This is a genomic window from Kitasatospora brasiliensis (assembly GCF_032654805.1).
GTDB lineage: Bacteria > Actinomycetota > Actinomycetes > Streptomycetales > Streptomycetaceae > Kitasatospora > Kitasatospora brasiliensis.
The window spans coordinates 612,650-627,902 of the sequence record NZ_JAUOOW010000006.1; the positions used below are offsets into that span (position 1 = coordinate 612,650).

The 15,253-nt window shown below is 74.7% G+C and carries 11 protein-coding genes; 4 read left to right on the forward strand and 7 right to left on the reverse strand.

Features of this window, described 5'->3' with window-relative positions; translation table 11 throughout:
• Window positions 1-166: 166 nt before the first annotated feature.
• The 3 genes from QWJ13_RS25545 to QWJ13_RS25555 form a co-directional block, all read right to left on the reverse strand.
• Window positions 167-445 carry a hypothetical protein gene (locus QWJ13_RS25545; RefSeq protein ID WP_316527300.1) on the reverse strand — a complete coding sequence of 93 codons (279 nt, stop codon included), beginning with the start codon at window positions 443-445 and terminating at the stop codon, window positions 167-169.
• A 202-nt stretch (window positions 446-647) separates the two neighbouring features.
• Complete coding sequence (locus QWJ13_RS25550; RefSeq protein ID WP_316527301.1) at window positions 648-1,406, reverse strand: NUDIX hydrolase; 759 nt, start codon at window positions 1,404-1,406, stop codon at window positions 648-650.
• A 182-nt stretch (window positions 1,407-1,588) separates the two neighbouring features.
• Window positions 1,589-3,712, reverse strand: coding sequence for an amylo-alpha-1,6-glucosidase (locus QWJ13_RS25555; RefSeq protein WP_316527410.1), 2,124 nt, complete (start codon window positions 3,710-3,712; stop codon window positions 1,589-1,591).
• Between the two features lie 753 nt (window positions 3,713-4,465).
• Between QWJ13_RS25555 and QWJ13_RS25560 the strand changes: the two genes are divergently transcribed.
• Window positions 4,466-5,779, forward strand: coding sequence for an alpha/beta fold hydrolase (locus QWJ13_RS25560; RefSeq protein WP_316527302.1), 1,314 nt, complete (start codon window positions 4,466-4,468; stop codon window positions 5,777-5,779).
• 34 nt (window positions 5,780-5,813) lie between these two features.
• Here the strand turns inward: QWJ13_RS25560 and QWJ13_RS25565 are convergent, their stop codons facing one another.
• Window positions 5,814-7,355: a DUF4192 domain-containing protein gene (locus QWJ13_RS25565; protein WP_316527303.1), complete on the reverse strand. Its 1,542-nt coding sequence runs from the start codon at window positions 7,353-7,355 to the stop codon at window positions 5,814-5,816.
• A 228-nt stretch (window positions 7,356-7,583) separates the two neighbouring features.
• Between QWJ13_RS25565 and QWJ13_RS25570 the strand changes: the two genes are divergently transcribed.
• Window positions 7,584-9,779 carry a RecQ family ATP-dependent DNA helicase gene (locus tag QWJ13_RS25570; RefSeq protein ID WP_316527411.1) on the forward strand — a complete coding sequence of 732 codons (2,196 nt, stop codon included), beginning with the start codon at window positions 7,584-7,586 and terminating at the stop codon, window positions 9,777-9,779.
• Between the two features lie 366 nt (window positions 9,780-10,145).
• Complete coding sequence (locus QWJ13_RS25575) at window positions 10,146-10,862, forward strand: hypothetical protein (RefSeq protein WP_316527304.1); 717 nt, start codon at window positions 10,146-10,148, stop codon at window positions 10,860-10,862.
• A gap of 150 nt (window positions 10,863-11,012) precedes the next feature.
• On the opposite strand, the gene QWJ13_RS25580 is transcribed toward QWJ13_RS25575, so the two are convergent.
• The 3 genes from QWJ13_RS25580 to QWJ13_RS25590 form a co-directional block, all read right to left on the reverse strand.
• Entirely contained in the window at window positions 11,013-11,654 is a 642-nt protein-coding gene (locus QWJ13_RS25580) for a hypothetical protein (RefSeq protein ID WP_316527305.1), read from the reverse strand.
• A 101-nt stretch (window positions 11,655-11,755) separates the two neighbouring features.
• Entirely contained in the window at window positions 11,756-12,454 is a 699-nt protein-coding gene (rnhB, locus tag QWJ13_RS25585; protein ID WP_316527306.1) for a ribonuclease HII, read from the reverse strand.
• Window positions 12,455-12,606: 152 nt separating this feature from the next.
• Window positions 12,607-13,263 (reverse strand): TetR/AcrR family transcriptional regulator, encoded by a 657-nt coding sequence (locus QWJ13_RS25590; RefSeq protein WP_316527307.1) that lies wholly within the window; start codon window positions 13,261-13,263, stop codon window positions 12,607-12,609.
• Window positions 13,264-13,563: 300 nt separating this feature from the next.
• On the opposite strand from QWJ13_RS25590, the gene QWJ13_RS25595 reads away from it, so the two are divergent.
• On the forward strand, window positions 13,564-15,111 hold the full coding sequence (locus tag QWJ13_RS25595; RefSeq protein ID WP_432277597.1) for an MFS transporter: 1,548 nt from the start codon (window positions 13,564-13,566) through the stop codon (window positions 15,109-15,111).
• Window positions 15,112-15,253: the final 142 nt, after the last annotated feature.

Sequence of the window (15,253 nt, forward strand, 5' to 3'; positions counted from 1 at the left end):
GGCTCCGCGCCAGCACATTAGGGGGCGGTGACGGCTATTCCGGGCATTACGGGAACGGCACGGGCCCGCCGGCTGCCCGCCTCACCCGATCAGGGGAAAATCCGATCCTGCGATTCACGGGCAGCCGGTCCGCTCCCGGGTTTCGGCCGAGCCTGGCGGGCGGCTGTCACCGAGCCGGCCAGGGCGGCGTCGGAAGTGGCCTGCCGCCGCACACCGCGTGGAACTCGTCGACGGCGGCCTGACCCTCGACGGTGAGCTCGCCCAGTTGCTCCTGTTCGGCGGCCAGTCGCCCCTGGACGGCGGCGATGGTCTCGGGCGGCGCCTGCTCGGCCTGCAACCGAGCCAGCTCCTGCTCCGTGTCGGCGGTGGTCTTCTCAAGGCTCCGGTAGTCCGCCGCCAGGCCCTCGACGAGGGCTCGCTGGTTCTCGCAGTCATCGATGGGCATCGCGGGGCTCCCTCGGTCCGGAAGGTCCCCGGCCCTGCGGCCGGAGCGTCCACCGAAACTCTGCGCCGCCGTCCCCGGCTTCGCAGCCAGGCCCGGCCATTCGGCTGCCCGCGACGGGGGTGTGGCGGGGCCGGGCGGGGCCGGGCGGGGCCGGGCGGGGCGACGCTGGGCGGCTTCGAGGGCGGGCGGTATCCGGTGCGGGTCAGGACTCCGGGCGGAGCATGGGCGGGTTGAGGACCGTCGCGCCGCCGGCGGTGAACAGCTGGGCCGGGCGTCCGCCCTGACGGGTCGTCGTACCGCCGGAGGGCAACAGGAAGCCGGGGGTGCCGGTGACCTTGCGGTGGAAGTTCCGCGGGTCCAGCACCACACCCCAGACCGCCTCGTAGACCCGGCGCAGCTCACCGACGGTGAACTCGGTCGGGCAGAAGGCGGTGGCGAGGGAGGAGTACTCGATCTTGGAGCGGGCGCGCTCCACACCGTCGGCGAGGATCAGGCCGTGGTCGAAGGCGAGCGGGACGCCGTCTGCCGGGTTCTCCCCGAGGAGTTCGCCGACCGGGGCCCAGCGCGCGCCGCTGGCGTCGCCGCCGGCCCGGGGCGTCGGCAGGTCGGGGGCTAGCACCAGGTAGGCGACGCTGACCACGCGCATCCGGGGGTCGCGCTGCGGGTGGCCGTAGGTGGCGAGCTGCTCCAGGTGGGCGCCGGCCGCGCCGGGGCCGACCGCGTCGTGGCCGGGGGCCGTGTGGGCGCGCAGGCCGGTCTCCTCGGCCAGCTCGCGGGAGGCGGCCTCGGCCAGGCCCTCGTCCGGGCGGACGAAGCCGCCGGGCAGTGCCCAGTACCCCTGGAACGGCGGCTCTCCTCGTCTGACCAGCAGGGCGCAGAGCGAGTGGTCGCGCACCGTCAGCACCACCAGGTCAACCGTGACAGCGAACGGGGGGAAGGCCGACGGATCGTAACGCGACATGGTCACGATCATAGTCGTCTCTCTGACGATAAGCACAGGCCCATAGGCGGACCGCCCAAGGTCGGTGCCCCCGCCCGGCCCCGGCTCGGGCACGGTTCGCGCGCGGGTGGGCGCGGGGCCGGTGGCCCGACGCCGGTGACCCGGTGTCACCGGCGCCTGGACGCGAACCCGCGGCGGCGGGCTCAGCGGGCGACGAGTTGCAGGTCCGTCGACGCCTCCTCCACCATCGCCACGCCGATCCGGCTGACCCGGACGGAGAAGGGCTCGCCCGCCACCCGCAGACCGGTCAGCTCCAACTCGCCGAGTGGTGCGGTGCTGGCCGGGCGGACCAGCACCCGCCTGCCCGGGACATCGGGCCGGACCCCGGCGAGGGCGAACACCGCATGCACGGCACCGGCCGCGGAGACCGCCGCCGGGCGGCAGGCAGCCGGGTGCGGCACCGGCGGGCAGCCGGGGACGCGCTGCTCCCCCGCGTACATCTCCGGCAGCCGTCCCTCGAAGTAGGCGCCCGCGGCGAGCAACCCCTCCAGCAGGGTGCCGGCCTCGTTCTCATGGCCGGCCTCGGCCAGCCCGGCGACCGCCAGCGCCGTCTCGTGGACCCGCACCGCACCGCCGCGGTGGCCGAGCGGGTTGAAGCGGGGGGACTTGGCGCTCAGGGTCCGCAGGCCCCAGCCGCTGTCCAGCTCCGGCGCGACCAGACGCTGGGCGAGCAGCCTGGTCTGCTCGCGCTCCAGCAGGCTCTCGTGCCGACCGCCGTCGACGGCGAGCCCGGTGTCCAGCAGGTGCACCAGGGAGGCGGCGACGGCGGGCAGCGGCTGGCCACCCGGCGCCAGCCCGGCCGCGGGGCGGCCGCCGGACAGGTCGTCGATCCAGAACCGCTCGCGGAAGCGCCCGCGCAACGCGGCGGCCCAGCCGCGCCACTCCTCGGCCCCCGGTCGGCCGAAGGCCTCCAGCAGCTCGGCCCCGTGCAGGGCGGCGCGGTGGGCCTGCGCCTGGACCTCGGCCCGGGCGGCGACCGGGTGGGCCGAGCGCTCCTCGGCCGGACGGCTCAGGTCGGTGACGAAGCCGTCGACCAGGCCCTCGCGCAGGGCGGCCAGCGCCCGCTCGGCGGCCGGGAGCAGTTCGATGACCTCCGCACGAGGCAAGCCCCAGCGCCAGGCCTCGGCCAGCACCGTGACGAACAGCAGTGTCGCCTCGGTGGCGGTGCAGGTGGGCGGCAGCTCGGGGCCGCCGTGGCGCAGGGCGCCGGGCAGCAGGCCCTCGGTGCGGCCCGGGGCGGCGGGCTGCTGGCGGCGGGCCAGCGCCCGGAGGGTGCCGGCCGCCAGCCGGGTGCCGAGCGGCAGGGTCAGCCGGGCGGCCCAGAGCGCGTCGGCCGGGGCGAGGCCGAAGCGCCAGGGCACGCCGGAGGCCGGGTAGAGGTCGGTCGGGCGGTCCGGATCGGCGAACAGCAGCCCGCCGAGGGCGTCCAGCGAGCGGGAGACCAGCACGGCGGCCCGGGCGTCGTCGCTGCGGACCTCCGGCTCGGACCAGGGCAGCGGGACCCCGGTGCCGCGTCCGCCTGGCGGGCGCGGGCCGGCGGCGGCGCTCTCCAGCTCGGTGTGCAGCTCGACGGACCAGCGGGCTCCGGGCTGGACCTCCAAGTCCCAGCGGAGCACTCCGGCACCGGCCAGCACGGCGTGCGGGGAGGGCTGGGCGCTGACCACGGCGCTGTGCACCGGCCCCGTCCAGCGCAGCCCGGCGGACTGCACCTGGCCCGGCAGGTCGGGCTGGCGGTGCCCGGCGGCGATCTCGGCGACCGGGCCGAGGTCGGTGCCGAGGGCTATCTCCAGTGGCAGTCGGGCGGGCCGCGCACCGGTGTTGCGCACCACCACCGTCTCCACGCCGTCCGCATGGCGCAGCCGCTCGACGGTGAGCGCCGGATCCGGATCGAGGTCGCCGGGGAGGCGCACGGCGCCGAGGAAGCGGGCCTGGGCGGTGCTGGTCAGGGTGCCCTGGAGCGGCAGCGGTTCCATGCCGCCCAGGCGCAGCTCCATCCGGGCGAGCACCCGGACGCCGTTGCGGTAGAAGCCGTGCAGGCCGTGGCCGCGCAGCTGGCCGTCGGGGCCGGAGGCGGCCATCGCCGGGGCGTTGACGCAGATGACCGCGTGGTGGACGGCGGGCGGCTGCGGGCGTGGCGGGGCCGGTGGGCGGCCCGGTCCGGCGGGTGCGCCCGCTGGACCTGTCGCCGGGACCTGGTCGGGACGGCCCACCAGCCTGGGCGGCGCGCCGACCACGCTCTCGGCCGGCATGGCCTGTGGTGGCCTCATGGCGGTCACCGGACTCTCCTCCCCTCGGCGGTCCGGTGGCCGGGTCAGGCCGGTGGGCCGCGAGCATGCTCGATCGCGTGCTGATGGTGCCGGGCCGGCGGGGTGTCCCGTCGGCGGGTGTGCCGTGTCTGGCCGTACCCGGTGACGGATCGTGCCATGCGGTGCCCGGTACCGGATCGGTACCGACGCGCCGCGCCTTCGCTCCGGGGCCCGCGACCGTGCCCGGTACGCCGTCAGGTCCGGCGCCCCGGCCTGCCGGTGGCGCCCTTCCCCCTGGCCCGTGCACTCGCCGGACCGTCCGGCCCCGTGGGGCGACCGGATGCGGTGCCGTACCGACGGCCGGCCGCTGCCGCTGCCCGGGCGGCCCGGTTCGCACCGCCCGGAGTTCGGCCCGCCCGAGCCAAGACCCCCGGAGTCAACGCCGCGCACCGCCACCAGGTCACGCCCCGCCACTGCGCCGCTGGTCGGGCGGCTCCGCCCGGCGGTCGTACCGCTTTCGTCGGAACGTCACCGGGGCCTCGCCACAGACGCGTCACCGCCCCGGTCCGAGGTCGACACCCTGCCGTCCGGGCCGTCACGGGACCGGCTCGGGCCGGTCGTCGGCCCGTGTCGGCCGTCCGATCGGGGCGGGCTGTGCGGTCGAACCGGTGCTCGACCGCCGCCAGGATACGGTGCGGGGGTCGCGGCCCCCGCACCCGGTGACCCCGTGAACCGCGACGCCACCGCTGTGACCAGCAGAGACCGAGGAGTTGCATGTCCACCATCAGCCGGCTGCCCGGGATTGTGACGACCGACCACGTCTTCCAGCTGCCGCTCGACCACGCGGCCCCGCAGGGCGAGCAGATCGAGGTGTACGCCCGCGAGGTGGTGGCCGCAGGCCGCGAGCGGGACGACCTGCCCTGGCTGGTCTTCCTCCAGGGCGGGCCGGGCGGCAAGGCCGCCCGGCCGCTCGGCCGGGACGCCTGGCTGGATCGCGCCCTGGACGACTACCGGGTGCTCCTGCTCGACCAGCGCGGCACCGGGCGGTCCACTCCCGCCACCCGGCAGAGCCTCGCCCGGCGCGGTGGCCCGCAGGCACAGGCGGACTACCTCGCCCACTTCCGCGCGGACTCGATCGTCCGGGACGCCGAGCTGATCCGCGAGCGGCTGCTCGGCGCCGACCGACGCTGGAGCGTGCTCGGCCAGAGCTTCGGCGGCTTCTGCACCCTCACCTACCTCTCCATCGCACCCGAGGGCCTGACCGAGGCCTTCATCACCGGCGGCCTCGCCGGGCTGGGCAGCTCGGCCGACGACGTCTACCGCGCCGCCTACCCGCGCGTGGTCGGCAAGAACGAGGGCCACTACGCCCGGTTCCCGCAGGACGTCGAGGCTGTGCGCCGGATCGCCGCCCACCTCGCCGACTCCCCCGCGACCCTGCCGGACGGCGGGCGGCTCACCGTCGAGGCGTTCCAGGCCCTCGGACTGATGCTCGGCGGCGGCAGCGGCTCCGGCACACTGCACTACCTGCTGGAGGAGGCCTGGGTGGAGGGTGTGGCCGGGCCCGAGCTCTCCGACACCTTCCTGGCCGGCGCCCAGGCCCAGCTCTCCTTCGCGGGCGGTCCGCTCTACGCGGTACTGCACGAGTCGATCTACGGCCAGCGATCGGTGGACCAGGGCGGCACCGCCTGGGCTGCCGAGCGGGTCCGCAAGGAGTTCCCCCAGTTCGACGCCCGGGCCGCGCTCGGGTCCGACGCGCCGGTGCTGTTCACCGGGGAGATGATCTACCCCTGGATGTTCGACACCGACCCGGCGCTGCGCCCGCTGAAGGAGACGGCGGAGCTGCTCGCCGCCCGCACCGACTGGCCCGACCTGTACGACCGGGCACGGCTGGCCGCCAACACCGTGCCCGTCGTCGCGGCGGTGTACCACGACGACATGTACGTGGACACCGCCGACTCGCTGGAGACCGCCCGTGCGGTGCGCGGCCTGCGGACCTGGATCACCAACGAGTGGGAGCACGACGGCCTTCGGGTGAGCGGCGGCAAGGTGTTGGACCGCCTGATCAAGATGGCGCACGGCGAGGCGTAGCGACCAACGGCCCGGCGTGGCGGCGGGGAGCGGTTCAGTGCGCACGGTGGCCGCCTCTCGTCGCCCGGCGGACGCCCCGGCAGCGGTGGAGTCCGGTGCGGGCGGCGGCGTGCGCGCCCGACGCCGTCCGGCCGAGCCGCAGGCCCCGTGCGGGCCGCTCCCCGGTCGCCCGGGAGTGCTCGGGCGTCACGGCCCGCCCGGGCGCCGGCAGCAGGGCGACCGGCCCTGCGCCGCCCTGCGGTTCCGGGCCTTCGGAGCCGCCAGGGGCGCCCGGACCGTGCTCGGTCGGCGCCGCCGTGGTGGGCGAGCCCTTACGGCGGCCACCCCGCCGGTGCCGCCGCCCGGATCGCTCCCCCGCGGCCCCGTCCGTAGCCGGGACGGCGGGCCCGGGACCCGCTTCGCCCGCGGACGGCGCATCTACGGCGGGCGGCGGCCCCTCGGCGACGGGCGCCACCCCCGTGGGCCCGCCGATGGGGGCCGGCATGACTGCGGCCCCCTCGCGCCGCCGGCGCTGGGCCTCGACGGCGGCCAGCAAGCCCTGGGGCGTCATACCGTCGTTGAGCGACTCGAAGAGCAGCTCGGCCAGCAGGTACCCCGGGGCGAGCCTCAGGACGTGGCCGAGCACCACCCGGGCCGTCGCCGTGTCCCCGGCGACCCAGGACGTCCAGGCCAGCAGGGTGAGCGGGGCGACCGCGCAGCCCTCGTACGGCGGCACCGCCCGCCGGGCGAGGAAGCGCCAGAGCCGCTCGGCCGACGCCAGCTCCGAGGGCCGGGCGTACTCGACGCCGCGGTCCCGCACCAGGCGGTCCCGCAGGGCGAGCAGCAGCAGGGCCGTCCGGTCCGCGTCGAGCTCCTTCGCTCCGGCCTGGAACTCGGCGACGGCCTGGTCGAGCAGGCCGATGCGCTGCTCCCGGGCAAGGGCGTCCACGGCCTCGGCCCGGGCGAACGCCTCGCGCTGGACGGTGTCCTGGGGCGGGCCGACCGGATTCAGCCCGCCGATGATCGCCTTCCGGCTGCCGCGCGGCACCAGACCAGCCACCGTCGCGGCGGCGGCCGCCGGACCGGGACCGGGACTGCGCCGCACCGGATTGCCCGCCGGATCGCAGCAGCCGTCGCCGCGGCACAGGAAGGACCACCAGCGGCCGTCGGAGACGCACAGCGACTCCTTGACGGCCACTCCCCGGCGCCCGAAGGCCGCCCGAAGGGCCTCCGCCAGCGGTTGCAGCCCGTCCACCACCGGCGGGGTGCGGGCCGCGCCGGAATCCCGGCAGAGGTAGAGGAGCACCTGGAGCGGCCGGGCGCCGTGCCGCTCGGAGAGGGCGACCAGCAGGGCGGCCGTCTCCTCAGCCGCGGCCGGCCACTGCTCGGGCGCCTGCGGCAAGTCCGCCCGGATCACCCCGCCCTGATGCAGGCCGGGACCGTGCAGCCCCACCGCGACGATGCTGTCGTCGGGATAGAAGCCCAGGAAATACGGGAGCAGCTCGGCCATGTCGGCCGGACCGCGCATGACGACCGGCCGGTGATCGGAGGCCGGGCCGAGGGACAGAATGACGTGTTCGTTGTTCATCGCGTTCATGGCCGCAAGAGTGGACGCGATCCGCGAAAACCACCGAAACTCCTCTTTTCCTGTGGATAACTCCGCCCTCGAATTTCCCTTCACTCATTCGGAGCAGGCGAAACTCGCTCTCGCGAGTGGAATTTGACTCCCGTTCAGCGGACCAGCGGATGAAATACACCCGGCCTTCCCCTGCCTCCGCTCCCCCGAATTCGCCGCTTGTCGGAGGTACGGGGTTACATGGACGCCATGCAGCAGCCCGACATCCACACCACCGCCACCGCCGACCGCGCTGAGGTCCGGGCGCGGGCCGAAGCCGTCCTGCGCGAGCTCGCCGGCCCTGGAGCCACCCTGCGTGAGGACCAGTGGACGGCCATCGAGGCCCTCGTGGTCGACCGCCGCCGCGCCCTCGTCGTCCAGCGCACCGGCTGGGGGAAGTCCGCGGTCTACTTCATCGCCACCGCCCTGCTCCGGGCCCGCGGCGCCGGGCCGACGGTGATCGTCTCGCCGCTGCTCGCCCTGATGCGCAACCAGGTCGAGTCGGCCGGCCGGGCCGGCATCCACGCCCGCACCATCAACTCGGCCAACACCGACGAGTGGGCCGGGATCCAGGAGGAGGTCGCCGCCGGGAAGGTCGACATCCTGCTGGTCAGCCCGGAGCGGCTGAACAACCCGGACTTCCGCGACCAGGTGCTGCCCGAGCTCGCCGCATCCACCGGCCTGCTGGTGGTCGACGAGGCCCACTGCATCTCGGACTGGGGGCACGACTTCCGCCCCGACTACCGCCGGCTGCGCACCATGCTCGCGGACCTGCCGCCCGGCGTCCCGGTGCTGGCCACCACCGCCACCGCCAACGCCCGGGTCACCGCGGACGTCGCCGAGCAGCTCGGCACCGGCGCCACCGACGAGCACGCCCTGGTGCTGCGCGGGCCGCTCGACCGGGAGAGCCTCACCCTGGGCGTGCTCTCCCTGGCCGACCCGGCGCACCGCCTCGCCTGGCTGGCCGACCACCTCGACCGGCTCCCCGGTTCGGGCATCGTCTACACCCTGACGGTGGCCGCGGCCGAGGAGGTGACGGCCTTCCTGCGCGAACGCGGCTTCCCGGTGGCCTCCTATTCAGGCCGCACCGAGGACGCCGAGCGCCGCACCGCCGAGGCCGATCTGCTGGCCAACCAGGTCAAGGCGCTGGTCGCCACCTCCGCGCTCGGCATGGGCTTCGACAAGCCCGACCTCGGCTTCGTGGTGCACCTCGGCTCGCCCAGCTCGCCGATCGCCTACTACCAGCAGGTCGGCCGGGCCGGCCGTGGCGTGGACCGGGCCGAGGTGCTGCTGCTGCCCGGGCGCGAGGACGAGGCGATCTGGCGCTACTTCGCGTCCCTGGCCTTCCCGCCGGAGGAGCAGGTGCGCCGCACCATCGACGCGCTGGCCGAGGCCGGCCGCACGCTCTCCACCGCCGCCCTGGAGCCCCGGGTGGACCTGCGCCGGGCCCGGCTGGAGACCATGCTCAAGGTGCTCGACGTGGACGGCGCCGTCCGCCGGGTCAAGGGCGGATGGACGGCCACCGGGCAGAGCTGGGAGTACGACACCGCCCGCTACGCCAAGGTCGCCGCCTCCCGGGAGGCGGAGCAGCGGGCGATGCGCGAGTATGCGGCGACCAGCGCCTGCCGGATGGAGTTCCTGCGCCGGCAGCTGGACGACGAGGAGGCCGCGCCGTGCGGGCGGTGCGACAACTGCGCGGGGCCGCTGCACACTCCGGACGTCTCCGCCGAGACCCTGGCCGCCGCCCGGGCCGCGCTCGGCCGCCCGGGCGTGAGCTTCGAGCCGCGCCGCCTCTGGCCGACCGGGATGGACGCGCTCGGGGTGCCGCTCAAGGGGCGGATCCCGGCGGGCGAGCAGGCGGAGACCGGCCGGGCGCTCGGCCGACTGTCCGACATCGGCTGGGGCAACCGGCTGCGTACCCTGCTCGCCGAGCAGGCTCCGGACGTACCGGTGCCCGGCGAGGCGGTGGACGCGCTGGTGGCGGTGCTCGCCGATTGGGCCCGCGGTCCGGGCGGCTGGGCCGGACCCGCGACGGCGGAGGGGGCCCGGCTGGAGCGGCCGGTCGGCGTGGTGACCATGGCCTCCTCGACCAGGCCCCAGCTGGTCGGCAGCCTCGGCGCTCGAATCGCCGAGGTCGGGCGGCTGCCGCTGCTCGGCCGGATCGAGTACGCCGGCGGCCTGCCGCCGCACGGCGCGCGCAGCAACAGCGCCCAGCGGCTGCACTCGCTGGCCGGCGCGTTGGTGCTGCCTCCGGAGGTGGAGCAGGCGGTCGCGGCCGCCGGCGGGCCGGTGCTGCTGGTGGACGACCTCGTCGACTCCGGGTGGACGGTCACCGTGGCCGCCCGGCTGCTGCGCCGGGCGGGGGCGAGCGCGGTGCTGCCGCTGGTGCTGGCCGTGCAGGGGTGACAGGGCGGCAAAAAGCCGCCGCAGAAGCCGTTCGCCTCACCCGAACGGCCTAACAGAAAGGATCGGACGAAGCGATTTCGATCACACCGGTCGAACGGCCCGAGAAAGGAGCGGTCCCCATGCCGATGACGGTTCGCCCCGCCCTCCGGACGTTGTGGATCAAGGCCCGGAGGCGCCTCGCCGACGTTCGCACCGCGGTGGAACATATCCGACAGACCATGGGCTATCGGATGGCGTTCATAATTTCATCGTTGCCGCTCCACCCCCGATGCCCCGAGAATCGGGAGGTACCCGAAACCCGGTCCGCTGGACCCGCCCTTCGGCGTACCCAGGCACCCGCCTGCCCACGGGCCAGGAAGGAGGATCGTGATCAACGGCATCGACCGAGGTCAGAATCCCTTCTCCGGGAGTCCCGAACCCAGACGGGTGCTGGACCTGGAGACCTGGGCCGCCTCGGGGATCCCGTTGCTGCGCGACCCCCGCGAGTTCGTCCTGGAGCTGCACCAGCGACACCTGCCCCAGCAGGGCACCATCGTGGTCGGCGTCCTGGACGCGCTCCACCACCTCGCCGCCTCGGCCTCGTTCACCCCCTGGCCGCACGACACCGACGGATGGCAGCACCGCAACGCCCTGCTGACGCACCTGCGCCGGATCATCCCGCACGACCTGCGACTGCCCGAGCCGACCCGGACGGCCGTGCTGCTGCGCTGTCGCGACGGCGCGCCCGGCTGGACGGAGCAGGACGGCGCCTGGATGTGGGCGCTACGGGACGCGTCCGTACTGCACGGGCTGCGCTGCGGCGCGTACATCGGACTCACCCCGGCGGGCTGGCAGGTCCTCGGGGACGGTCGGAACGGGCGCAAGCCGCACGCGGGCTCCTGGGCCGACGGGCCGGTGCACACCGTGACGGAGCTGCCGCCGCGCCCGACACTCGACGCGCCACGCGGCCGGCGCACCCGCCGACTGGCGCCCGAACAGGCCCAGCGCGGCGAGGAAGCGGAGCGCTCCCCGCAGTCCGAGCCCCCGTGGGGCCCGGCGCGGGTCGCCACGCCCGAGCCGACCCGCCGCACCGGCACCCGCTGAGCCCGCGGGCCCGGCGGCCTCGCCGGCCCACCGGGCGCCCAGCCGAACCGCGACGGCATCCGCCACCGACCACCGCCCGCCGCCCGCCGCGGTACCGACCTCGGGCCCGGCACCGTACGGCGGCACCGGGCCCGAACTGGACGGTTGCGATCAGGCGTTGACCGGGCGGCCCGTCGTGGATCCGGCCGCGGCAGCCGGGCCGGCGTCGCCGCAGACCAGCAGCAGCGAGCTCGCGTGGCCGAGCGCCTTGGTGTACGCCTCGGCGGCCCGGGCGGACGGTCCGCCGTTGACCACCAGGACGACCACCTCGCGACTGACCGGACGGGTCAGCGCGGCGTCCGCGTAGAACACGTCCCCGCCCTCGGCGAGCTGCGCCCAGTAGTGCTCCTCGCCGAAGGAGAGTTCGTGCTGCTGCCAGGGGTGCGTCTCGCCGACCGTCAGCACCAGGATGTCGCCCGGGTTGCGGCCGGACTCCAGCAGCAGGTCGAGCGCGTCGTCGGCGCGCTCCACCGCCTGCGCCGGGGTGGCGGCGATCCGCTGGACCTCCACCTGCGGCGCGGCGGAGGCCGGGCGGCGCGGCGCCGGCCCGGGCTTGGGGATCAGTCGCGGCGGGGCGGGGCGCGGCGGGGCCGGGCGCGGGGACGCCGAGCGGGGGCCGGGCACCGGGGCCGGGGCGGCGACGGTGGCTGTGGGTGCGGTGGCGGGGGCTTGTGCGTCCGACTCGCGAGGGAAGGGAACGCCGGGGCCCGGAAGGCTCTCGTGAATCTCCGGCTCCTCGGGGATGACAGGCATACCCGGATATCTATCAAATGCCGGTGGGGCGCGCACCGGCACCCCACCCATTGGGCACTGACCCCTCGCCGCCCCCTCCCGGGGCAATTCCAGACGGACCGTCAGAAACCGAGCGTCAACTGTTCGTCGGCGGACCCCTGGGTGTCGCCCGCGCCCTCCCGGACGCGCTTGAGATGGCGCCACTTCGACAGGCCGTCCATGTACGCCCAGGAGATCCGGTGGTGCCCGGTGGGGCCGAACTCCTCCAGCGCGGCGCGGTGCACCGGGGACGGATAGCCGGCGTTGTCGGCGAAGCCGTACTCCGGGCACCCCTCGCCCAGTTCGGCCATCAGACCGTCACGGTGGACCTTGGCGAGCACCGAGGCGGCGGAGACGCAGATGCAGGACTGGTCGCCCTTGATCACCGTGCGCACCCGCCAGGGGCCGCCGAGGTAGTCGTGCTTGCCGTCCAGGATGACCGCGTCGGGTTCGACCGGCAGCGCCTCCAGCGCGCGGACCGCGGCCAGCCGCAGCGCCGCCGTCATGCCGAGCTTGTCGCACTCCTGCGCCGAGGCCTGTCCGAGCGCGTACGCGGCGACCCAGTCGGCGAGGACCGGGGCGAGCGCGCGGCGGCGCAGTTCGGTGAGCAGCTTGGAGTCGGTCAGCCCCTCCGGCGCCTTGCGCAGGCCGGTGACGGCCGCGCCCACGGTGACCGGCCCGGCCCAGGCGCCGCGCCCGACCTCGTCGAGACCGACGACGATCTTGGCGCCGGCCCGGCGGAGCGAGCGCTCGACGGAGTGCGTCGGAGGGACGATGGGCATGGCGTGTTTCCGTTCCGCTGGACAGCTTCCAGCCTAAGCCCGCCCCACGGCCACCGGATCCGCGTCCCCTCGCACCGCGACCCCTCGCACCTCGCCCCCCACACACCTGGGCCGCCCGCGCACCCCGCCACCCCCGCCACCCCCGCCGCCCCTCACGCCCGGATCATCGGCTCCAGCACCTCGTCGACGAGCCTGTCGGCGAAGCCCGGCCCCAGGTTCTCCAGCCCGCGGATCTTGACCTGGTAGAGCAGCATCGCCGGGATGACGTCCGCCACCAGCGGGGTGGCCGCACCGGGTCGGACGTCGCCGCGCTCGGCGCCGCGCCGCAGGATCTCCAGGATGGTCCGCGCGGTCGGCTCGATCACCCGGTCGGCGATGAAGCCCTTGAAGACCTCGGCCCGCTCGTGGTCGATCTCGCCCATGAGTGCGTTGAGGGCCGAGCCCACCCGGGAGGTCATCGCCTCCGTGAACCCCATGACGAGCTGGAGGAGTTCATCGCGTGCGGACCCGAGATCGGGGGTGTCGTAAGGGCGCGGGAGAGCGGCGTCCAGGGCGTCGATGACGAGTTCGTCCTTGGACGCCCAGCGCCGGTAGAGCGCGGCCTTCCCGGTCCGAGCCGCGCCGGCGACCCCTTCCATGGTCAGCCGCGCGTATCCGCCGGAGGTCAGCTGGTCGAGCGCGGCCGCGAAGATCGCGGCCTCCAGCTCCTTCCCCCGGCGCCGCACCGGGCGCACCAGGGCTTCATGGGCGGACCGCACCGGGCAGAAGGCGGGCTCAACCCCGGCATCAGCCCCGGCCTCGGCACTCACCCCCACCTCCGCACCCACCCTCGCAGGCCGCGCAGCCGCCGAACCGCCGCCCATCGACCCGGCATCCACCGAACCGCCTGGCGGCCGACCGGGCCGGTCCGCCACCAGGCGCCGTATCAACCGCTCCATCGCCACCACCCTTAAGGAACGCTTGCGTTCACAATCACGGCCAGGATATCGTCCGAATTAGTGAACGATCCCGTTCCTTCCAGGCCTGCGCAAGGGCGCAGCGCCACGCCCGGACCGGCAACGACGCCGGCCCCGCACCACCGAGCACATAGCCAACAGGGGGGCACATTCGTGGCTATCTCCGACACGCTCAGCAAGAACTCGCCACCGGGGGCAGGCCAGGGGCAGGGCAAGGGCATCACCCTGACCGTCATCGCGGCCAGCCAGCTCATGGTGGTCCTCGACGCCACCATCGTGAACATCGCGCTGCCGCACATCAGGGACGCCCTGAACTTCTCGACCACCGACCTGTCGTGGGTCATCAACGCCTACACGCTGACCTTCGGCGGACTGCTGCTGCTCGGCGGTCGCGCGGGTGACATCCTCGGCCGCCGGCGGGTGTTCGTCTTCGGCACCCTGCTGTTCGGCCTGGCCTCGCTGCTCGGTGGCTTCGCCCAGGACAGCGGCCTGCTGCTGGCCGCCCGCGCGCTCCAGGGCATCGGCGGCGCGATCTGTTCCCCGACGGCGTTCGCCCTGATCGCCACAAACTTCGAGGAAGGCCCGGAACGCAACCGGGCGTTCGGCGTGTTCTCGGCGGTGGCAGGCTCGGGCGCCGCGATCGGCCTGCTGGCCGGCGGCCTGCTCACCGAGTACCTGAACTGGCGCTGGGTGTTCTTCGTCAACGTGCCGATCGCGATCCTGATCGCGATCGCCGCGCCGCGCTACATCGCCGAGTCCGAGCGCCACGCGGGCCGCTTCGACCTGCCCGGCGCGTTCACCTCCACGCTCGGCCTGGTCGGCCTGGTCTACGGGTTCATCCGGGCCGCCTCGGACGGCTGGTCGGACGGCATCACGCTCGGCTCCTTCGCGGCCGGCGCGATCCTGCTCGCCGCCTTCCTCGTGGTCGAGAGGCGCACCGCCCAGCCGATCACCCCGATGCACCTGTTCGCCGACCGCAACCGCACCGGCGGCCTGGTGATGATGCTCTGCCTGGCCGCGGCCATGTTCGGCATCTTCTTCTACGTCGTGCTGTTCGTGCAGGGTCCGCTCGGCTACAGCCCGTTGAAAGCCGGCTTCTCCTTCCTCCCGATCAGTGTCGCGATCATCATCGCCGCGCAGATCGCCTCCAACCTCCAGACCAAGTACGGTCCGAAGCCGTTCATGGCGGGCGGCGCGCTGCTGGTCACCATCGGTCTCACCTGGCTGACCCAGATGGGCAAGGACAGCGGCTACCTGGACGGGGTGCTCGGTCCCACGGTGGTGTTCGGCCTCGGCATGGGCCTGATCTTCGTCCCGGTGATGCTGCTCTCCGTCGCGGGCGTCCCGGGCGAGGAGACCGGCGCGGCCTCCGGTCTGCTCAACTCGATGCAGCAGATCGGCGGTTCGCTCGGCCTGTCGATCCTGACCACGGTCTTCGCGCACTTCGCCACGGCCGAAGGCGCCGTGCAGCTGCCGAAGTTCATGGAGACCGCGAAGCCGGAGCAGCTGGCCTACCTCCAGCAGCACCACGAGTTCCCGCCGGGTACGGACGCCGCCAACACCGTGCTCACCGAGGGCATTTCGCACGGCTTCATCGTGGGCGCGGCGCTCGCGGCGGTCGCCCTGCTGGTCGCGGTCTTCGTGATCAAGGCCAAGGCCAGCGACCTGCCGAGCGACTCCTCCGCCATCGCGATGCACTGACGCGGCCGAACACGGACGCGACGGAAACGCGGACGCGACCGGACTCGGACACGGCCGGACTCGGATACGGCCGAAACGCGAACACCGATCAAAAGCGGACACTGGCCGAACAGCCACCGGGCCGGTCGGGAGCGCACAGCTC

Bases quoted from the DNA above. Each gene is read 5' to 3' on its own strand.
- QWJ13_RS25545 (WP_316527300.1), bottom strand. From the start codon at position 445: ATGCCCATCGATGACTGCGAGAACCAGCGAGCCCTCGTCGAGGGCCTG.
- QWJ13_RS25550 (WP_316527301.1), bottom strand. From the start codon at position 1,406: ATGTCGCGTTACGATCCGTCGGCCTTCCCCCCGTTCGCTGTCACGGTT.
- QWJ13_RS25555 (WP_316527410.1), bottom strand. From the start codon at position 3,712: ATGAGGCCACCACAGGCCATGCCGGCCGAGAGCGTGGTCGGCGCGCCG.
- QWJ13_RS25560 (WP_316527302.1), top strand. From the start codon at position 4,466: ATGTCCACCATCAGCCGGCTGCCCGGGATTGTGACGACCGACCACGTC.
- QWJ13_RS25565 (WP_316527303.1), bottom strand. From the start codon at position 7,355: ATGAACGCGATGAACAACGAACACGTCATTCTGTCCCTCGGCCCGGCC.
- QWJ13_RS25570 (WP_316527411.1), top strand. From the start codon at position 7,584: ATGCAGCAGCCCGACATCCACACCACCGCCACCGCCGACCGCGCTGAG.
- QWJ13_RS25580 (WP_316527305.1), bottom strand. From the start codon at position 11,654: ATGCCTGTCATCCCCGAGGAGCCGGAGATTCACGAGAGCCTTCCGGGC.
- rnhB (WP_316527306.1), bottom strand. From the start codon at position 12,454: ATGCCCATCGTCCCTCCGACGCACTCCGTCGAGCGCTCGCTCCGCCGG.